A 17,370-nucleotide genomic window follows, 5' to 3' on the forward strand; every position below is an offset into this window, starting at 1 on the left:
ACATCGCTCAAGGCGGCGAGCGCGTCGGCGATCGGTGCTCGCGCTTCGTCGATTCCGAGAGCCTTGTCAGAAAAGATACCAGATGGACACCATATGAGTTTTGAAAGAAAAGCATTGTATGGGACGAATACGGAATGTATAAGATTAAGTGAGATGCTGCGTTGTTGATCGGTAATCTTATCACTTCATCTCTGAATCTGGGGTGTCTTCATTGGGGTCATCTTGTATTTTCATGATAGTTTGATTTTTCTTATCAAAATCATAGGAGTATTCTTAGTTTCCTCTTCTGGGCACCATTTGTTCTTCCGGGGGCGTCCGAGAACGTCCGAAAAACGGGAGATTTCAGCCATTTTTTGTGCTATAGCCGTCCGGTCAAATCCGGGCGGATACGGCACCAATCGGGAACAAATAGGGCACCCCGATAGGTATCGATTTCGCCTCTTCGTGAAGGCGATACCCCTATGAGCAAGCTCTTTGCCACCACTATTGCGAACGCGAAACCTCGCGAGCGTCCCTACAAGATGTTCGACGGCGGTGGCTTACACCTCTTCGTCAAACCGAACGGGTCGAAGCTCTGGCGCCTGAACTACAGCTGGCTCGGAAAGCAGAAGACCCAGTCGCTGGGACAGTGGCCGGCCCTCGGCCTCGCGGATGCAAGAGCGAAGCGTGATGAGGCACGGCGCCTGCTGGCGCTCGGGATCGACCCGTCGCATCAGCGAAAGATCGACCTCGCGAAGGCGCGCGTCGAAGAGGATAACAGTTTCAAATCGGTCGCGCTGGAATGGATCGCCAAGAACGAGCGTGAAGGCATGGCGGAGATCACGCTCAGCAAGATTCGCTGGCTGCTCGACAAGGCCTATCCAATTCCGACGCGGCGTCCTGGAGCGTTTCCCTCAGGAATATGTGGACCGGGTCATTCTCGCTTCGATCATGCCACATGAGGCTTTCCTGAAGGTCGGGCAATTTGAGCGGGCAATCTACGATCGCAAGTGCGAGGCGCGGGGCGATGGTGTTAGCGAGGCGCCTTTGCGCGGTCGCGACCAAGGATGTTCCAGGCAGCATGAATAGCAGAGCCGAGAAGCTCGGCGCCATCACCGCGATTTCAAAATCGAAATTGGAGTTGGCCCAGGCGCGCTGGACAATGGAATTGACGCCCGTGCCGAAAGCGGCGGAATTGTGCCGGAGGGAACGGTAAGTCGAGAGCGACATACCGCGCGAAACATCAACCCGTTTCGGATCGACGACACACACGAAATCGTCGTGAAACATTTCCTTTGACCGAATCTTGCTGCTGGGCCGATGCGCCCCGTACAGCCGTACATCATGTGCCGCGACGCAGAAGTCGAGATCGCCCATTTCCAACCGATCGAAACTGTCTTTGGTCAGGGGTTCCACGATACACTTGACCTGCGGCGCCCGCTCGCCGAGCAGTTGCAGAAAGCGCGGCAACAGCACCAGCAGCGCGTAATCCGACATCGCGATACGGCAGGTCGCCATGGTGTCCTTGGGGTCGAAGGTCGGGAAAGTGTCCAAGGCAGACTGGACGGCTAGAAGGGCCTCGCGGACCGGGACGACCAGCGATCTGGCGAGCGGCGTCAATTCGAGGCGCCTTCCGACGCGGGTGAGCAATTCATCGTCGAAATGCTGACGCAGCCGCTGCAACGCGCCGCTGGCAGCCTGCTGCGTGACATAGAGTTTGGCCGCGGCGCGCGTCACATTGCGTTCGGCGAGCAATACGTCCAGCGATCGAAGCAGATTGAGGTCGAAATGACTAAGCTTCATTGACATCCTCTCCAGGCTGACCGCTCCTCCGACGGAGTCTGATTGTCGTGTCCCTTTTACACAGATTCGGAACATTACCCCTTTATCGCGATCTTGCGTTCGTCCTCGCATCGAGCGTCCCGCGTCCCGCGTCCCGCCGTTCGAACCAGGCCCGATGTCTTCAATTCTTCCTGTCTATCTGATCGATCGTGCCGGAGGCGATGGCCAGAATGGACCAGCCGATGCCGAGGAACAGCATACCTGCAACGCCAACGGCGGGGGGAGGCGAGAAATCTGATGCGGCAGCCAAATACACCGGTCCGCAATAAAGTACGATCCCCGCGATAAAGCAGGCAGGCACATATTTCGCCTTCTCAGCCCCTATGTTCATAAATGTCGCGCATGCGAAGATCCCCATTCCGTGCATGAACTGTATCTGAGCTGCCTGCCGCACGTCGAGTGCCGCCTTTTGCGCTGCCAAGAGAATGAGGACCGCACATAAAACCAATAGCGTGCCCGCTCGCATCCAACCTGCTCTTGACCAGCCGATCGGACGGCGGTCGGGGCAGACTGCGCGTCTCATCGCGCGGCGCGCCCCCGCGAATGCGCGAAATATGCGCTGGGCCTGCGAGCGGCTTCGGTGACTGACGAAAAGCGGCGCAAAGAAACCCGCCCGGCGGGCTTCGCGGAGGCGTAATAGGCAGAGCAGGTCAAGGGAAACCGATGAATGATACGCATCCCAACGGTAAGCAGACGGCAGAGAAAATCCCTTTGTAATCAGGCGATCATTAAATCCGGTCTGCGGTCAACTAATATCAGCTCACTTCCTGGCGGCTGAATCGGGGCAGCGGGCGGGCTTGGCAGACAGGTTACGCGGTCGAGGTGCTGGCCTCGATTTCTCGCACGAGGTCTGCGAGGCCGCTTTGCAAAAACGCCAGAGACTGCTCGTCGACCAGGACGCCATCTTTAACCTTCTCCATCACAAGTCCGATTACGATTTGCGGCCGAAGGAGTAATCTGGCCGCGTTCGACAGGAGGGTTTCATTCAGTTGCGCTTGCGCTCGCGCGCCGCCGGTGAAAGCGGGCGATGCCGACAGCGTCAGTGATCTGCCCCCTTCTGAGTGGTCCAAAATTGATGATATTTTGGACGACGAAGGAGATATAGAATGCCGAGCAAGAAGCATCGCCCGGAAGAGATTATCGGCAAGCTACGTGAGGCGGAGGTTGTGCTTGCGCAGGGCGCTACGACCGCCGAGGCGTGTCGTCGGATCGCGATCAGCGAGCAGACCTATTATCGGTGGCGCAAGGAATATGGCGGCCTGAAGACCGATCAGGCGCGTCGGATGAAGGATCTGGAGAAGGAGAATGCGCGGCTTCGTCGTGCGATCTCGGACCTGACGCTGGACAAGCTGATCCTGCAGGAGGCTGCCCGGGGAAACTTCTGAGCCCCGCACGCCGCAGGCGCTGTATCGACCACATCAGAATGATGATGCCGGTGTCCGAGCGGCGGCTGTGCCGCGTGCTCGGGCAGCACCGATCGACGCAGCGCAAGGCGCCACGCGGGGCGGATGACGAAGCGGCCCTCACTGAGGATATCATCGCACTGGCCCGGCAATATGGTCGTTATGGCTATCGCCGGGTGACGGCGTTGCTACGCGATGCGGGGTGGCATGTGAACCGCAAGCGGGTTGAGCGTATCTGGCGCCGCGAAGGGCTGAAGGTGCCACAAAGGCAGCCGAAGCGCGGGCGTCTGTGGCTGAACGACGGATCGTGCATCCGGCTGCGGCCAGAATATCCCGGCCATGTCTGGTCCTACGACTTCGTCGAGGGCCGGACGCACGATGGTCGCAAATACCGGATCCTGTCGATCATCGACGAGGCGAGCCGGGAGTGCCTGGCGTTGCCGGTGGCGCGTAAGCTCAAGAGCGACGACGTGCTCGCGGCACTGGCCGAGCTGTTCGTCACGCGTGGGCCGCCGGCGCATATCCGGTCGGACAACGGCCCGGAGTTTATCGCGACGGCGGTGCAGCAATGGCTCGCCCAGATCGGCGTGAAGACGCTGTATATCACGCCCGGATCGCCATGGGAGAATGGCTATTGTGAAAGCTTCAACGGATCCCTGCGCGATGAGCTGCTCAACGGCGAGATCTTCTACTCGCTCGCGGAGGCCCGGATCCTGATCGAGGCTTGGCGGCGGCATTACAACACCGTCCGGCCGCACAGCTCGCTGGGATATCGACCACCGGCGCCGGAGGCCGTTCCATCGCCAGTGTCGCCCGCCGGTTCCGCTTCGCTCCACCTGCGGCCAACACTGGCGATGGACGCGTCAATGCACTAACAATCCCAGCGGACCACTCGGTGGGGGCCGGTCAAGACTCGTATGCCCAATCGCCCGGTACCAGCGAGAAGACGGAGAGCCAGTCGTAGACATAGCGACACTCGTCGAACGGGAGGACGTCGAGAAACATCTCGTTCGTCTTGGCGGTGTAGCGGTAGCGTCTTGCCTCTCTGACGTTGCAGTGGCTCGGATGGGCAAGCTGCGCAATGGCCGGATAGAAGCCCATATCTGCATTGGGTACGTCGCAGAGAAAGGACATCTTCCTGTAGGTATACTCTGTCACCCGGCGCAACCCATCTGACTGCAACTCGGTGTCGCCGCGCAGCCCATAATAGGCGGCGGCAAGGTCCGCTCCAGTCATTTTGCCTTGGTCCTTTCCGCGCAGGGCTTGCATCCAGGAGTGAATGAATCCCGCAAGATTTTGAACAAGACCGTCCTGATCTGGTAGCGAGCCGTAAGCGCCGCACAATTCGAACGACTTAAGGAGCGAATGCGTCCCGGACTCACTGATAGCCTCGCCTCCCTTCAGGGCGATTGGCTCTGCCTCGAAATCGAAGTCCGCCCCGTCTTCATCGTCGACATCGGGCCACACCAACATCTCACGCCCGCGTTTCGCCGCGACCTCTATCGGCTGTGACGAGAGTTGCTTCCAGAATTTCGTGTTTGCCAGACGCGCCATCGGGGCGATCAGGGCGGCGATGTCCATGATGTGTCGCGTGACGAAGGAACCATAATAGTGCGCGAACTCCTCGCGCACGACATCTTGAAACAGCCGGTCGTTCCACTCGGGTGCGTCCTCGCCATCTTCGAGCGGCAAAATCTCGCTCTGCGACATGACGTAGCCGTGGGCGGCTGCACCGTCCGTCCACCCGCCCTTCTTGATGTCGAGGAAGTCTTTTCCATAAAGATATGCCGCAATGGCGTGGACGTGCTTCTCTAGCTGCACCACATTGGTTTCGTCGGGCTTCGAGAAATTAGTGATGAGGACGCCGAGTGGTGCCAATGCGGCATGCCGAAAAAGAGTTACCAAAAGCCGCGCTTCGGCTGGAAGTGACGCGCAGGCGTCAATGTAGATAATGTCGAATCGCCGCGGCGAGCCGGCAAAAAAGTCCTCGATGTCGATATGTAGGAACTTCACGCCGCGTGTCGCGAGGCCCGCGAGCTGCTCGTGACCTGCTTTCGCGTCGGACCCCTTGCTCTCGAACGCCCAGATATTCTCGGGACGCACACCAAGTTCCAGCAGTTCCTGGAGATCGTTGCCGGGCTCCGGCCCCGCGAGGTAAGCGACGGTAATCTCCTCCGGTCGACGCTTGCCTACCACATTTCGTCGGTACCGCTCCCAGCTGGCGATGTCGTTCGGGCGAAGGGCCGACATGGCTTCGGTATCGTACCGATTGTCGGAGTTGAGCTTGGCGCGCCAGACGCGACGCACATGATCGCTCGCAACGATGGCAGCGGTGTTGCGCTTGGTCGTGACCAATTTTACCGCTCGCTTAAGGGCGATGTGCCTCGCGCGCTTTTTGCTGTCCTGACCGTAAGTGTGATTGCCCGCCATTCGATCTCCGTGGTCATAGGCCTGCGCCTGCCCATTCACCGGCATAGTCTATCCGTCTGGTCTACCCCGCCATCTAGCTGAGCGGCAAGTATGGCGCGCCGTGTCGCCTGGTGGCGCGTGAAGGGCGTAATTTTCTCAGTTTGCCAGTTCGTCAATTCTTCGGGGCGTGAACCGGGGCGACTGCCGCCCCGGGGCGGAGCCGCTTCATGACCCCGACCAAGCTACTGATCGGCCAGATTCTCGTCGTACTCGCGATCGTGCTCGCGGGAGTGTGGATCGCCACGCAATGGTGTGCGGCGATGCTCGGCTATCAGACCGAACTCGGGGTAGCCTGGTTCGAGGTCGGCGGCGTTCCAGTCTACCGCCCCTGGGCCATCTTCTGGTGGTGGTATTCGTTCGATGCCTATGCGCCGCATGTGTTCGACAAGGCCGGCGCTCTCGCGGGTGCGCTCGGCGTCGCGACCGAGCAGCGCTCGATGCGCAACTATGCCGGCCACCGCCTCGCGCCCTGGCTCGCGCATGTCATGGTCAGCCGCCAGGAAACCGCGCGCCCGCTGCTGACGCAGGGCGAGGTGATGCAGCTGCCGCCCGCCGATGAACTCGTCCTCGTATCGGGCATGGCGCCGATCCGCGCCAGGAAGCTGCGCTATTATGAGGACCGCAATTTTCGCGGGCGCGTCGTGCCGCCGCCCGCCTTGGGCACCGGTGACTACGCCGACCGGCCCGCGCCGCGTGCCGACGACTGGAGCGGGCTTGTCCGCGAAGCCGATGATCGTCTGGCGGGCGACGGTCGCGCGGGCGCCGACGATGACGGCGGGCTCGAGCAGCAGCGTCATCCCGCGATCGAGGAACCGGCCCCCGTGTCCGCGCGGGCCCAGCAACTCGAGCTGCCCGATCTCGAACGCGACGATCCCGATGCTGCCGCCGACAAGCGCGTCATGGACCGCGTTCGCGCCACGATCGTGCGCGGTCATGCGATCAACCAGGCGCAGTCGCAAGACCTGCTGCCGGGGCTCTGAGCGATGAAGGTCCGCCAGAATCTCTATATCGACCGCGAGCTGAGCGATGCGCTCGACGCGCTGGTCGTGCGGCGCGGCGGCAACAAGTCGCGCATCGTCAACGAAGCGCTCCGCAGCTGGCTGACGCGGCGGGCGACCGCGCCGGGCGCCTGCTGGTCGAACGCGGCGACGATCTCAAGGGCCGCGACTGGCGGCAGGCGCTCGATCGCTTCGTCGCCGAGACCGACCGCGCGCTCGATCTCCTTGCCGGGTTCATGCCCGAGGTCCGCGCGCTGGACGACGGCGAAACGCTGACCTTCCTGCATGGGACGATCTCGACACGACCCCATGCCATCGGCGTGCCCGAGACCCCGATGTATCTCGACGGGCTCCTCGCCGACACGCCGCTCACCGGCGGTCTCGAGCCGATGCTGGGCGAGGCACATCTGCGCACCCTCACCATCCTCGGCTTCCCGAACCTCATCCGCGAATGGCTGAAGGTGCTGCGCAAGCGCAACGTCGCCGTCTTGTTCGCTACCCAGTCGCTTGCCGATATCGCCGACAGCGCGATCGCGCCCGCGATCATCGAGAGCTGTCCCCAGCGCATTCTTCTCCCCAACGACCGCGCGATCGAGCCGCAGTCCGCCGCCGCCTATGAGCGCTTCGGCCTCAATGCGCGGCAGATCGAACTCGTCAGCCGCGCGGTGCCGAAGCGCCAATATTATCTGCAATCGGCGCGCGGCAACCGACTGTTCGAACTCGGGCTCGGCCCCCTCGCGCTCGCGCTCTGCGGCGCCTCCGACCCCGAGGCGCAGAAGCGGATCGACCGCCTTCTCGCCGACGGGGGCGCCGCCGATTTCGCGGGTGCCTTCCTCACCTCCGCAGGTCTCCCCTGGGCGGCCGACCTGCTCGCCCGTTTTCCCGCCGCCCGCCCCACGCAAGGAGAAGAAGAATGAAGTGCTATATGATCGCCGCGTTGCTCGGTGCGTCCGCCGCCGGTCTCGGGGTCGCCGGCCCGGCATCGCCCGCGCAGGCGATGCCGGTGTTCGACAGCGCCAATTATTCGCAGAATCTGCTCACCGCGGCGCGGACGCTCCAGCAGATCAACCAGCAAATCCAGTCGCTTCAGAACGAGGCGCAGATGCTCGTCAACCAGCAGAAGAATCTCGCCCGCATCGACTTTCCCGAACTCGACCGGCTGCGCGAGAAGCTCGGCGAGATCGATCGGCTTATGGGGCAGGCGCAGGGCATCGACTTCCGCGTCGACCGGCTCGATGAGCGCTATCGCCAGCTCTTTCCGGGCAGCGCCGACGATGCGCGCCGGCACCGTCGCCAGGTGGCGCTCCACACCATCCAGGGCGGAGACAAGGGTGGTGCCGGCGCTGCACCCGACATCAAGGAAAGGGACTGACAGATGCGATTCAGACGAACGGCCGAGCGCTACGGACGGACACCCGAGTCCGAGACGCCCTACAGCCGAGCCGGGCAAATATGGGACAATCGGCTCGGCTCGGCGCGCGCGCAGGCCCACAACTGGCGGCTGATGGCGCTCGGCGGCCTGCTCATCACCACCGGACTTGCAGCGGCACTCGTCTGGCAATCGCTGCAGAGCCGCGTCGTTCCCTATGTGGTCGAGGTCGACCGGCTCGGTGAGGCGCGCGCGGTGGCGCCGGCGGTCACGGGCTATCGGCCGACCGACCCCCAAATCGCCTGGCACCTCGGACGCTTCGTCGCCAACGTCCGGGCGCGGTCGCTCGATCCGGTGCTGATGCGCGAGAACTGGCTGTCAGCTTACGATTTCGCGACCGATCGCGCCGCGCTTTTCCTCGGTGAATATGCCCGCGCCGCCGATCCTTTCGCCGACGTCGGGCGGCGGACCGTGTCGGTCCAGGTCACCAGCGTCGTGCGGGCGTCCGACACCAGCTTCCAGGTCAAATGGACCGAAAGAGAATATGAGCGCGGCAGCCTCTCGGGCACGTCGCGCTGGACCGCGATGCTCGGGGTGAAGCTCAGGCCGCCGCGCAGCGCCGAGACGCTGCGCAAGAATCCGCTCGGCCTGTATGTCGACGCGATCGATTGGAGCCGCGAATTCGAAACCGCGGCCACGGCGCCGGGCGGCGCGTCTGCCATGCCGGATGCGGTGGTCGCTGGACCCGACGGCGACCTATCCGACTTCGCGCGGCCCGAAGCCGGCGGCGTCCCCCCCGAACCTGCATCCACTCCCGAAAGGAACGACCGATGATCCGGATACTGATGCTTGCTGCCAGCATTGCCACCCTCGCTCTTCCCGCTGCCGCCCAACCCGTCGCGCGTGTCGATGCCGCCAACAAGGCGGCGCTCCGCGAGCCGTCGCGCGCGGGTTATCTCGATGCCGTCCAGGTCTATCCCTATGCGGAGGGCGCGTTGTTCCGCCTCTATGCCGCGCCCGAGCGGATCACCGATATCGCCTTGCAGCCGGGCGAAACGATCGTCGCGGTCGCCGCCGGCGACACGGTGCGCTGGACCGTGGGCGATACGACGAGCGGGAGCGGTGAGGGGCGGCGCAGCCATATATTGGTAAAGCCCTTCTCCGCCGGTCTGCGAACCAACCTTGTCGTGACCACCGACCGCCGCGTCTATCGGCTCGAACTCGAGAGTCGTTCGGCGGGCGCAATGGCTGCGCTCTCGTGGAGATATCCTGAGGATGAGCTGATCGCGCTGCGGCGACGGCAGGATGCGGCGATCGCAGCGGCCCCTGTTGCGGCAGGGCTGCAGCTCGACAGCCTCAATTTCAGCTACGCGATTTCGGGTGACAAGCCCGCGTGGCGACCGCTGCGCGCCTTTGACGACGGGCGGCAGACCTATATCGAGTTTGCGCCGAGCATCACCGTGGGCGAGGCGCCGCCGCTGTTCGTCCTCGGCGATGACGGCGAAGCCAGCCTCGTCAACTATCGCGTCGCGGGCCGCTATTATGTCGTCGATCGGATCTTCGCCGCCGCCGAACTCCGGCTCGGCGGCAAGAAGCAGAAGATCGTGCGCATCACAGCCGGTCGGCCGAAGCGGGGGAAGGGACAATGAGCGCGGCCGATGTCCCGCCCGGCGGCGCGGTTCCGGCCAAGGCCGATCCCGAAACGCTGGCGCTCCGCGCTGCGCCGATGCGCGTCACCCGTTTCCGCCGCGGAGCTATCGTCGGCATCGCCGCCGCTGGCTCGGTCGCGATTGCCGGGGTCGCGTGGCTGGCGCTCAAGCCCGCAGGTCTCGGCCTGGTCGTCGCTGCGGACGATACCCAAACCGGCGCGAAGGTGCCGCCCGACGCGCTCGCCGGTGCTCCCGCCAGCTACGGCGATGTACCGAAGCTCGGCCCGCCGCTTCCCGGCGATCTCGGCAGGCCGATCCTCAATCATCGGCGCGGGATCGCAGACAATGCAGACGCTGCGGATTCCCTTGCGAATGCAGACCGGCGGGCGGCGCAAGATGCCGAGGCCGAACGCCAGCGTCGTGCCGCCGCCGTCCTTGCGGCGCGGGAATCCGGCGTGATGATGCCGCTGGCAGGACAGAGCTTAGCCGCTCCGCCACCTGCGATTGTCCGGGAAGACATTGCGGTCGCGCAGCCGGCGGCAGCGGCGGCGGAGCGCGATCCGGGCGGACAGCTGCGCAAGAATGACCTCGTCGGTCGCACCAATCGCGACGACGAGGTCAGCCCGCACCGGTTGATGCCGGCTGTCTCACCTCATGTCCTGAGCGCAGGGAGCGTTATCGCCGCAAGCCTGATTACCGGTCTCGATTCCGATCTGCCTGGGCTGGTCACGGCGCAGGTTACCGAAAATGCCTATGACAGCGTGACGGGACGGACGATGCTGATCCCGCAGGGCTCGCGCTTGATCGGCCGCTACGACAGCGTCGTTGCTTTCGGGCAGAGCCGAGCGCTCGTGGTCTGGCAGCGCATCATCCTTCCTGACGGCTCTTCGATCCGCATCGACAATGTGCCGGCAACCGATAGGCAGGGATATGCGGGGTTATCGGACCGGATCGACCGGCATGGTTGGCAGCTCCTCAGGGGCGTCGCCCTTTCGACCTTGCTCGGCGTCGGGACCGAAATAGGGTTCGGAAGCGGCGAAACCGATCTCGTGGGCGCCATCCGCGAGGCGGCGCAGCAGAATGGCGCGCGCGCCGGCGACCAGATCGTCGGGCGGTCGCTCGACATCCAGTCGACCTTGCGCGTGCGCCCAGGGTGGCCGCTGCGCGTCGTTGTCCACAAGGATATCCTGCTGGCGCCATGGCAGGGCGGGAAGAAAGTCGATGGCTGACTTGAAACTTCCGCGGCTTCCCGACCGGACACCGGTCAGATTAACGATCGGCGTCATGCCAGATCTCCATGCGGCACTCGTCGAATATGCGGCCGCATATCGGGAGGCCTATGGCAAGGAGGAGCCGGTGAGCGACCTGGTTCCGGCCATGCTGGAAGCGTTCCTTGCCAGCGACCGCGCCTTTGTCCGCGGCAGATCGCGATGATGCGGAAGTCGCATCCGTCTACTGGCGTCGTTTCAGATTGCTCGGCGCCTGTCGACGCGGCTGCGCTGGAGCCGATATGCGTCCGGATCGCGGTGGCGGTAAAGCTCACCGGCATCGGCCGCTCGACAATCTATGAGCTCATCGCCGCCGGCGAGATCGAGACGGTCAAGGTGGGGCGCTCGACCTTCATCCGGTACGACAGCCTGAAACGGCTGTTCGAGAAGCACTAGCGTTCCTGCCAGGCCGGCAGGCTTGCCGATCTTCCGCGACGGAAATCGACATGGATGACATTCCCGACGTCGCGGAGGCCGTCGAGATGGTCAGACCACCATTGGGCCATTCGCACCCGCTCGTCCCAATAGCTCGCCCGATTGTAGGCCGCGCGGACGGGGTCGGGATCGTAATGCGCCAGCGCACGCTCGATGGCGTCCTGATTCCACAGGCTGCTCTGGTTCAGCAGCGTGCTAGCCATCGCCCGGAACCCGTGCGCGGTCATCTCGTCGCCTTCGTATCCCAGCCGACGAAGGGCGTTATTGAGATTGTTCTCGCAGATCGGCTGCTGCCAATTGTGCAGAGCAGGGAAAAGAAAGCGTCCCGGATTGCCGATCGTCCGCAGCTGTTCGAGAAGCGCGAGTGCCTGTTTCGACAGGGGCACGGCATGGGGCCGTCGCATCTTCGTCCGGGTCGCCGGTATGGTCCAGACCGCCTCCTCGAAATCGATGTCGCTCCACTCGGCGGTGCGCAACTCGCCCGGTCGCAGGAAGACATGCGGCGCAAGCTGCAGCGCAATCCGCGTTTCCGGGCGTCCGCTGTATCGGTCGATCGCCCTCAGGAGTTCGCCGACATGCCGCGGATCGACGATCGCGGCGCGGTGGGTTACCCGCGGGACGAGCAAGGCGCCGCGGAGTACCTCGGCCTGATTGTGCTCGGCGCGAAGGGTCGCAATCGCGTAGCGGAAGATGCGTCCGGCAAACCCCCGCGTCCGGGTAGCGGTCTCATGGTGGCCCCGGCGCTCGATCGTCTTGAGGGCCGAGAGCAGGTCGTGCGGCGATACCCCGCCGATTGGCATTGCGCCGATGTGCGGGTCGAGCAAATCGCGAAACCAGCGGAGCTTCGCGAGGGTCGTCAGCGCTTTTCCTTCGGCTTCCATCTTGGCGATATATTCGTCGGCGATGGCACGGAAGGTCACCCGGCACGCTGCGATGGTCTCGAGGTTCCGATTTCTCCTCGCGACGGCGGGATCGAGCCCCGCCGCGAGTTGATCGCGGACGTCGAAGCATTTCGCGCGGGCGGCCCTCAGTCCCACAATCGGATATTTGCCGAGCGACAACCTTCGCTCTTGACCATAGAGCCGGTATCGGAAGCGCCAGAGGCGCGAACCATTGGGCTGAATCAGCAGGAATAGCCCATTCCCGTCATAGACCTTATATGGCTTGGGGCGGGGGCGGAGCGACTGGATCTGACGGACGGTCAACATCGACATCACCTCAACTGTTGGTTGACGATGGTGGGATGCTGCGCTTCCTGGCGCACGCGAACAAGGCGCCGCAGCCCGTGCCGAACGCCCGAATAAAATCGTTTATTTTCAATGGGTTCGATGGTGCCGCTTACAGGACTCGAACCTGTGACCCCATCATTACGAATGATGTGCTCTACCAACTGAGCTAAAGCGGCAACGAGGGGCGCCACTAGCAGCGCCGCCGTGCGATGACAAGCATCGTGTGCCAATTGTTTTCGAGCGGCGAAACCATCGAGTCTCGAGCCGAAACGGTTTGATTTTTGGCGTCGGTCGGGGGGATATGGGCCGCCTCAGAGTCTCTTCCTCCCAATCCATCCGGAGCCGCGTGCGATGTCGCAATCCTTCAGCCGACAGGAATTCTACGACCTTGTCTGGTCGAAGCCGATGACGCAGCTCGCCAAGCAGTTCTTCCTTTCGGACGTAGCGCTGCACAAGATCTGCAAGAAGCACGATATTCCCAAGCCTCCGCTCGGGTGGTGGGCGAAGAAGCATGCGGGGAAGCCGGTCGAGCAGACGCCCCTGCCTCCGGCAAAGGAGGGAGCCGCCGCAAAGATCAGCATCATGAGCGGTGAGCTGCGCAAAGAGTCGGAAGCCATGTCCGCCGTCCGCGAGCAGGCGCGCATCGCGGCATCGGGGATTGATAGCGAGGCCGTGGTTCCCGCACATCGGATCGTCACGGCCACCGCTGCGAAGCTTCGAAAGGCGAAACCCGGAGCCGATTCGATCCTCGTCGCAGCGCGCGGAAAGGGCATCATCCCTACGCTGGTCGACACCGCTTCGATCGACCGATTCGAACTGGTGCTCAACCGGATCATCGCGGCGGCGGAGGCTCTCGGCATTACGCTCGGAGCAGGAGAGAAGGGCGCTGTCTTCCTCTGCGACGGGGAAAGCGTCGGCTTCGCGGTGACGGAACTCACGCGGCGCGAAAAGCATGTGCTCACCGAGAAGGAGCAGAAAGAGCGCGAAGCTTGGGAAACGAAGCAGGAGCGATACTGGGCCAAGCGCCGAAAGCCGCGGAGTTGGGATGACGACGACGACTTCGGCTTCGAGTTCGCACCTCGGTTTCCCGAATGGGATTATCATGCCACCGGACAGCTCTCGTTCGAACTCGATCAGCACTATTTCTGGGACGCCAGTCCGCGGCGGTCGTTTCGTGACGCCAAGGTCCAGCGCCTCGAATTGATCGCCGGCGATATTGCCGTGGGGATCGCCGTCTACGCGGCGGCGCTAAAAGCCGACAGGGTCCGGCGTGATGAAGAAGCGCGGCGGCGTGAAGAGGAGCAGCAGAGTCGGGAGCGGCGCGCACGCGCAGAGCATATTCAGAAGCGCCGGGTGGCCGAACTCGACAAGGTTCTCGAAGAACTTGCCGCGCTCGAGCGCATGCGCGGTCTCGTCTCGACATTGCGTTCCCAGATCGGAAGCGATTCGGAAGGCCGGGTCGGCGCGTTCGTCGAATTCGCCGACAAGCGACTAGCGGCGCGGGAAGCGGTCTTCTCGGCAGATGGGCTCGCCGCGCGCTTCGAAGGTGATCGGATTTTCGGCGACGATGACGATCACGATTTCTACCCGTCACGCTATTATCTTTGATGCCAACGTGAGGGTGCTGGGCGACCTCTAAACGGAATTGGGTTTGAATTATATGCGTGAAGTGCGTCTTGGATATATTCCAGACTTATATTTCAAAGCGCTGGGAACGGGCGAGCCGGCATTGAAGGTGCCTGACGAGTGCTGAATCCAAACATCGCCAGTGACGCTGGATCCATACCCTCTAGGGAATAAATTGGGTTTATACCCCGCAGGGGATATTCCTAAGATATACCTCTCAAGGCATGTTGAGCATCGTGGGAGGTGAAGCAGGGGGCTTGGCGCGGGTGATCCTCGCGATTGCCTGTCTCGATCGGTTTGCCATGACATCACGTCCCGAATCGCCGCTCCGAAACGTGCGAACTAAGCTTTTGGGACTCGAACCACCACATCGAATATAAAGGGGGTATCGGACTGGGTATCATCTCAAAATCACGAGGAGAAAATACCTATCTTACAATAAGTTAAACGTAATATTTGAGTCCTCTTCTGCACCATTTGCTTCTCTATTCTGGTCTGGGGCGATGATTGCCTCCTGCGATAGCAGGTTTCGAGTCCCGGATGATGATCCGTTCGTTGCTCAGGTCATCCCAATGAAGCGGAGAAGATCTTTGGCGCCTATTTTGATGTAGAGGGATTGTTCCTCGCCTGACAAAATATTGCCGGCTGCGAGCTCCGAGCAAATCTGGTCGAGCCGTGTCAGGATCAAACGGGCGCGCACGCGCTCGATTTTTTCGGACAAGGCGGCACGAAAGCCGGGGATGCCTGCGCCGCCCAGCATGTCGATCAGCCGGTCGCCGTCATCGCGAAGCCGCTGTCTGAAGCTGGGTTCGAAGGTCGCGAGCTGGATGACGAGCGAGGTGATATAGCCGTGCTCGACATAGATATGGGCGAGGCGGCGGAGCCAGGTTTCGAGGCCGAGCTGGTCCGGCGGGTTCATCGACGTCAGCTCGTTGTAAAGACCCTGCCAATCGCTCTCGATCGAATCATAGATGGCGAGCGCGAGCGAGAGTTTCGAATCGAAATAGGTGTAGAAAGTGGCCCGGCTGACCCCGGCCGCGGCGATCAACTCGTCGATCGTCGCGAAGACATAGGGGGTGGCGGAAAAGACGGAGGCCGCGCCCGCCAGGATCGCGGCGCGGGTCTGTTCCTTGCGCTGTTGCTGGAAACCGTTCCGTCCGCCCGCGCGCAGGCCCCTGGGGCGAGATGGTTTGGCCATGTTCATGCTTCAGGCCCTATTGCATTCGCCGCGATCGGGGAACGGGAATGATCTTGCCCCGGTATGGCGGCTTCCTTCGGTTGGCATCAGGCGGCGGGGTCGATCAATATCTTGCAATCGGCCGATGGTCTGCGAAGCGCGTCGAAGGCGACAGGCAGTTCGTCGAAGCCTATGGTGCGCGTATGCAGCGGTTCAGGGTCGGCGCGGCCCGCGGCGATCGCCCCGATGACCGCTTCGAAATCACGCTCGGTATAGCATTGGCTGAACCGCAGCGAGACTTCCTTGGCAAGCCCCGTGATTGGCTTGATCGCGTCGTCCTGAAAACAGGCGCCGGCAACGACGACGCGGCCGCGGATACCGGCCAGGTCGATGCATTGCTGGATCAGCCCCGGCGCGCCGACGCATTCGAAGATGACCGGCGGCGCGCGACCTGCAAGCGCAGAGAAGGCTGCTGCGACGGGGCCGGTGCCGGGATCGATCGCCGCGCTGGCGCCGACCGCCAGCGCGAGTGCGCGGCGATCGGCAAAGCGTTCGCTGACGACGACGCTGCGCGCGCCCGCAAGCCGCGCGAACAGCGCCACGGCGACGCCGATCGGCCCGGCGCCGATCACCAGCACATCGTCCGCGGCGCCGAGATCGGCCATCGCGACGGCATGATGCGCGACTGCGAGCGGTTCGACCATCGCGCCTTCGTCGAAGCCGACCCCGGCTGGCAGGCGCTGCAGCATCGCCGCACGGGCGACGACATATTGGGCATAGGCGCCTTGCGCGAGTAGCGAGGTTCCGGTGAAGACGCCGCTGCGGCAGAGACCGGGCAGCCCCTCGGCGCAGGCGTCGCACTGCGAACAGACGTGGAGCGGCAGCGCCGTCACCCGATCGCCGACCGCCCAGCCATGCACCTCCGCGCCGCATTCGACGACCGTTCCGGCGAACTCGTGGCCGAAGATCGTGCCCGCGGGTGCAAAGCCATATTCGGCCATATGCAGATCCGATCCGCAGATGCCCGCGCGCGCAACCGCGATTACCACCTCGCCGACCTTGGGGCGCGGATCATCGATCCGCTCGATCGTCAGCGGCTGGTTCGCTCCCTGATAGACGGCCGCGCGCATCGGTCAGCCCGCCGCGCCATAGGCGGCATAGACCTCGCCGATCGAAGGATTGCGGCGCAGTGTCTGACCGCCGCTGACATGGATGGTCTGGCCGGTGACGAAAGACGCCTCTTCGCTCGCCAGCCACAGCGCTGCGTCGGCGACGTCGGCACGGCACGTGCTGCGTCCCAGCGGCACTTCGCGCCGATAGAGGGCGGCGACGCTATCGAGCATCAGCCCGCCACCCGACATCGGCGCATCGGAGACACCCCCCGGCGCGATCGAATTGGCGCGAATGCCCTGAGAACCGAATTCGTGCGCAATGCAGCGGATGACATGATCCATGCCTGCCTTGGTTCCCATATAGGCGGCGTGGTCGTCGAACATGATCGTCGCGGTGACCGACGAGATCTGGATGATCGATCCGCCCTGCGGCATCGCCGCGACGAGCGCCTGAAAGAAGCGGAAGGGGCCGGTGAACTGGATCGCGTTCATTGTGTCGAGATCTTCGCGCGTCATGGCGAGAAAGGGCCTCAGCAACCCCCAGCCGGTCGCGTTGACCCCGATGTCGAGCCCGCCCTGGCGCGCCGCGGTGTCCGCAACCAGCCGTTCGGGGTCGCCTTCGACGGTGATGTCGCAAAGCTGCCGGCCGGCGCCGATCGCCTCCGCTACCTCGGCGAGCGCGTCGGCGCGGCGGCCCGCGACCGTAACGCGCGCGCCCGCCTCGACATAGCGCCGTGCGATCGCCTCGCCGACATTGCCGGGTGCAGTGCCCAGCACGAGCGCAGATTTCCCGGCGAGCCGTCCGTCGGTCATG

The 17,370-nt window shown here is 63.2% G+C and carries 18 protein-coding genes, 1 tRNA gene and 1 pseudogene; 12 read left to right on the forward strand and 8 right to left on the reverse strand.

The window, feature by feature from the left end; genetic code table 11:
- Positions 1–461: 461 nt before the first annotated feature.
- Positions 462–941, forward strand: coding sequence for an Arm DNA-binding domain-containing protein (locus tag NP825_RS05695; protein ID WP_257549246.1), 480 nt, complete (start codon positions 462–464; stop codon positions 939–941).
- Here the strand turns inward: NP825_RS05695 and NP825_RS05700 are convergent.
- Positions 826–1,782: a LysR family transcriptional regulator gene (locus tag NP825_RS05700; protein ID WP_257549247.1), complete on the reverse strand. Its 957-nt coding sequence runs from the start codon at positions 1,780–1,782 to the stop codon at positions 826–828. The two genes, NP825_RS05695 and NP825_RS05700, sit on opposite strands and share 116 nt — an antisense overlap.
- A 160-nt stretch (positions 1,783–1,942) precedes the next feature.
- Positions 1,943–2,287, reverse strand: a complete 345-nt coding sequence (locus tag NP825_RS05705; protein ID WP_257549253.1) for a DUF423 domain-containing protein — start codon at positions 2,285–2,287, stop codon at positions 1,943–1,945.
- 640 nt (positions 2,288–2,927) lie between these two features.
- Between NP825_RS05705 and NP825_RS05710 the strand changes: the two genes are divergently transcribed.
- Positions 2,928–4,099, forward strand: a protein-coding gene (locus tag NP825_RS05710; protein ID WP_095387322.1) for an IS3 family transposase whose coding sequence is annotated in 2 segments (ribosomal slippage) — positions 2,928–3,192 and positions 3,192–4,099 — 1,173 coding nt in all. Because the reading frame shifts where the segments join, the coding sequence is not laid out codon by codon here.
- 31 nt (positions 4,100–4,130) lie between these two features.
- On the opposite strand, the gene NP825_RS05715 is transcribed toward NP825_RS05710, so the two are convergent.
- Entirely contained in the window at positions 4,131–5,654 is a 1,524-nt protein-coding gene (locus NP825_RS05715; RefSeq protein WP_257549255.1) for a hypothetical protein, read from the reverse strand.
- 206 nt (positions 5,655–5,860) lie between these two features.
- On the opposite strand from NP825_RS05715, the gene NP825_RS05720 reads away from it, so the two are divergent.
- The 9 genes and pseudogenes from NP825_RS05720 (at position 5,861) to NP825_RS05760 (ending at position 11,373) form a co-directional block, all read left to right on the forward strand.
- Positions 5,861–6,673, forward strand: a complete 813-nt coding sequence (locus NP825_RS05720; protein WP_306998602.1) for a type IV secretory system conjugative DNA transfer family protein — start codon at positions 5,861–5,863, stop codon at positions 6,671–6,673.
- A gap of 3 nt (positions 6,674–6,676) precedes the next feature.
- Complete coding sequence (locus NP825_RS05725) at positions 6,677–6,967, forward strand: hypothetical protein (protein WP_257549257.1); 291 nt, start codon at positions 6,677–6,679, stop codon at positions 6,965–6,967.
- 155 nt (positions 6,968–7,122) lie between these two features.
- Positions 7,123–7,608, forward strand: a pseudogene (locus NP825_RS05730) (conjugal transfer protein TrbE); the annotation flags it as partial.
- Complete coding sequence (locus tag NP825_RS05735; protein WP_257549259.1) at positions 7,605–8,063, forward strand: type IV secretion system protein; 459 nt, start codon at positions 7,605–7,607, stop codon at positions 8,061–8,063. The pseudogene NP825_RS05730 and the gene NP825_RS05735, both read left to right, overlap by 4 nt.
- Before the next feature lie 3 nt (positions 8,064–8,066).
- The gene (gene trbF, locus NP825_RS05740) at positions 8,067–8,894 is read left to right on the forward strand and encodes a conjugal transfer protein TrbF (RefSeq protein WP_257549261.1); all 828 of its coding nucleotides are present in this window, start codon (positions 8,067–8,069) and stop codon (positions 8,892–8,894) included.
- Positions 8,891–9,709: a P-type conjugative transfer protein TrbG gene (gene trbG, locus NP825_RS05745; protein ID WP_257549263.1), complete on the forward strand. Its 819-nt coding sequence runs from the start codon at positions 8,891–8,893 to the stop codon at positions 9,707–9,709. The genes trbF and trbG overlap by 4 nt, the downstream gene beginning before the upstream one ends.
- Positions 9,706–10,938, forward strand: a complete 1,233-nt coding sequence (locus NP825_RS05750) for a TrbI/VirB10 family protein (RefSeq protein WP_257549265.1) — start codon at positions 9,706–9,708, stop codon at positions 10,936–10,938. Before trbG ends, NP825_RS05750 begins: the two co-directional genes overlap by 4 nt.
- Positions 10,931–11,143 carry a DUF2274 domain-containing protein gene (locus NP825_RS05755; protein WP_257549267.1) on the forward strand — a complete coding sequence of 71 codons (213 nt, stop codon included), beginning with the start codon at positions 10,931–10,933 and terminating at the stop codon, positions 11,141–11,143. Before NP825_RS05750 ends, NP825_RS05755 begins: the two co-directional genes overlap by 8 nt.
- Complete coding sequence (locus NP825_RS05760) at positions 11,140–11,373, forward strand: helix-turn-helix domain-containing protein (protein ID WP_257549269.1); 234 nt, start codon at positions 11,140–11,142, stop codon at positions 11,371–11,373. The genes NP825_RS05755 and NP825_RS05760 overlap by 4 nt, the downstream gene beginning before the upstream one ends.
- Here NP825_RS05760 and NP825_RS05765 read toward each other — a convergent pair.
- Both NP825_RS05765 and NP825_RS05770 read right to left on the reverse strand, forming a co-directional pair.
- Positions 11,370–12,620: a site-specific integrase gene (locus tag NP825_RS05765; protein ID WP_257549271.1), complete on the reverse strand. Its 1,251-nt coding sequence runs from the start codon at positions 12,618–12,620 to the stop codon at positions 11,370–11,372. The two genes, NP825_RS05760 and NP825_RS05765, sit on opposite strands and share 4 nt — an antisense overlap.
- A gap of 121 nt (positions 12,621–12,741) precedes the next feature.
- Positions 12,742–12,817: transfer RNA gene (locus NP825_RS05770), tRNA-Thr, on the reverse strand.
- Positions 12,818–12,992: 175 nt separating this feature from the next.
- Between NP825_RS05770 and NP825_RS05775 the strand changes: the two genes are divergently transcribed.
- Entirely contained in the window at positions 12,993–14,249 is a 1,257-nt protein-coding gene (locus NP825_RS05775; RefSeq protein WP_257549273.1) for a hypothetical protein, read from the forward strand.
- A gap of 577 nt (positions 14,250–14,826) precedes the next feature.
- Here NP825_RS05775 and NP825_RS05780 read toward each other — a convergent pair.
- The 3 genes from NP825_RS05780 to NP825_RS05790 all read right to left on the reverse strand — a co-directional run bounded on the left by NP825_RS05780 (position 14,827) and on the right by NP825_RS05790 (position 17,369).
- On the reverse strand, positions 14,827–15,465 hold the full coding sequence (locus tag NP825_RS05780) for a TetR/AcrR family transcriptional regulator (RefSeq protein ID WP_257549275.1): 639 nt from the start codon (positions 15,463–15,465) through the stop codon (positions 14,827–14,829).
- A gap of 86 nt (positions 15,466–15,551) precedes the next feature.
- A complete protein-coding gene (locus NP825_RS05785; RefSeq protein WP_257549277.1) occupies positions 15,552–16,574 on the reverse strand; it encodes an alcohol dehydrogenase catalytic domain-containing protein in 1,023 nt (340 codons plus the stop codon).
- Between the two features lie 3 nt (positions 16,575–16,577).
- Positions 16,578–17,369, reverse strand: a complete 792-nt coding sequence (locus NP825_RS05790) for an SDR family NAD(P)-dependent oxidoreductase (protein WP_257549279.1) — start codon at positions 17,367–17,369, stop codon at positions 16,578–16,580.
- Between the last annotated feature and the right edge of the window lies 1 nt (position 17,370).

The organism is Sphingopyxis sp. DBS4, from assembly GCF_024628865.1.
Lineage (GTDB): Bacteria > Pseudomonadota > Alphaproteobacteria > Sphingomonadales > Sphingomonadaceae > Sphingopyxis.

Bases quoted from the DNA above. Each gene is read 5' to 3' on its own strand.
- NP825_RS05695 (WP_257549246.1), top strand. From the start codon at position 462: ATGAGCAAGCTCTTTGCCACCACTATTGCGAACGCGAAACCTCGCGAG.
- NP825_RS05700 (WP_257549247.1), bottom strand. From the start codon at position 1,782: ATGAAGCTTAGTCATTTCGACCTCAATCTGCTTCGATCGCTGGACGTA.
- NP825_RS05705 (WP_257549253.1), bottom strand. From the start codon at position 2,287: ATGCGAGCGGGCACGCTATTGGTTTTATGTGCGGTCCTCATTCTCTTG.
- NP825_RS05715 (WP_257549255.1), bottom strand. From the start codon at position 5,654: ATGGCGGGCAATCACACTTACGGTCAGGACAGCAAAAAGCGCGCGAGG.
- NP825_RS05720 (WP_306998602.1), top strand. From the start codon at position 5,861: ATGACCCCGACCAAGCTACTGATCGGCCAGATTCTCGTCGTACTCGCG.
- NP825_RS05725 (WP_257549257.1), top strand. From the start codon at position 6,677: ATGAAGGTCCGCCAGAATCTCTATATCGACCGCGAGCTGAGCGATGCG.
- NP825_RS05735 (WP_257549259.1), top strand. From the start codon at position 7,605: ATGAAGTGCTATATGATCGCCGCGTTGCTCGGTGCGTCCGCCGCCGGT.
- trbF (WP_257549261.1), top strand. From the start codon at position 8,067: ATGCGATTCAGACGAACGGCCGAGCGCTACGGACGGACACCCGAGTCC.
- trbG (WP_257549263.1), top strand. From the start codon at position 8,891: ATGATCCGGATACTGATGCTTGCTGCCAGCATTGCCACCCTCGCTCTT.
- NP825_RS05750 (WP_257549265.1), top strand. From the start codon at position 9,706: ATGAGCGCGGCCGATGTCCCGCCCGGCGGCGCGGTTCCGGCCAAGGCC.
- NP825_RS05755 (WP_257549267.1), top strand. From the start codon at position 10,931: ATGGCTGACTTGAAACTTCCGCGGCTTCCCGACCGGACACCGGTCAGA.
- NP825_RS05760 (WP_257549269.1), top strand. From the start codon at position 11,140: ATGATGCGGAAGTCGCATCCGTCTACTGGCGTCGTTTCAGATTGCTCG.
- NP825_RS05765 (WP_257549271.1), bottom strand. From the start codon at position 12,620: ATGTTGACCGTCCGTCAGATCCAGTCGCTCCGCCCCCGCCCCAAGCCA.
- NP825_RS05775 (WP_257549273.1), top strand. From the start codon at position 12,993: ATGTCGCAATCCTTCAGCCGACAGGAATTCTACGACCTTGTCTGGTCG.
- NP825_RS05780 (WP_257549275.1), bottom strand. From the start codon at position 15,465: ATGGCCAAACCATCTCGCCCCAGGGGCCTGCGCGCGGGCGGACGGAAC.
- NP825_RS05785 (WP_257549277.1), bottom strand. From the start codon at position 16,574: ATGCGCGCGGCCGTCTATCAGGGAGCGAACCAGCCGCTGACGATCGAG.
- NP825_RS05790 (WP_257549279.1), bottom strand. From the start codon at position 17,369: ATGACCGACGGACGGCTCGCCGGGAAATCTGCGCTCGTGCTGGGCACT.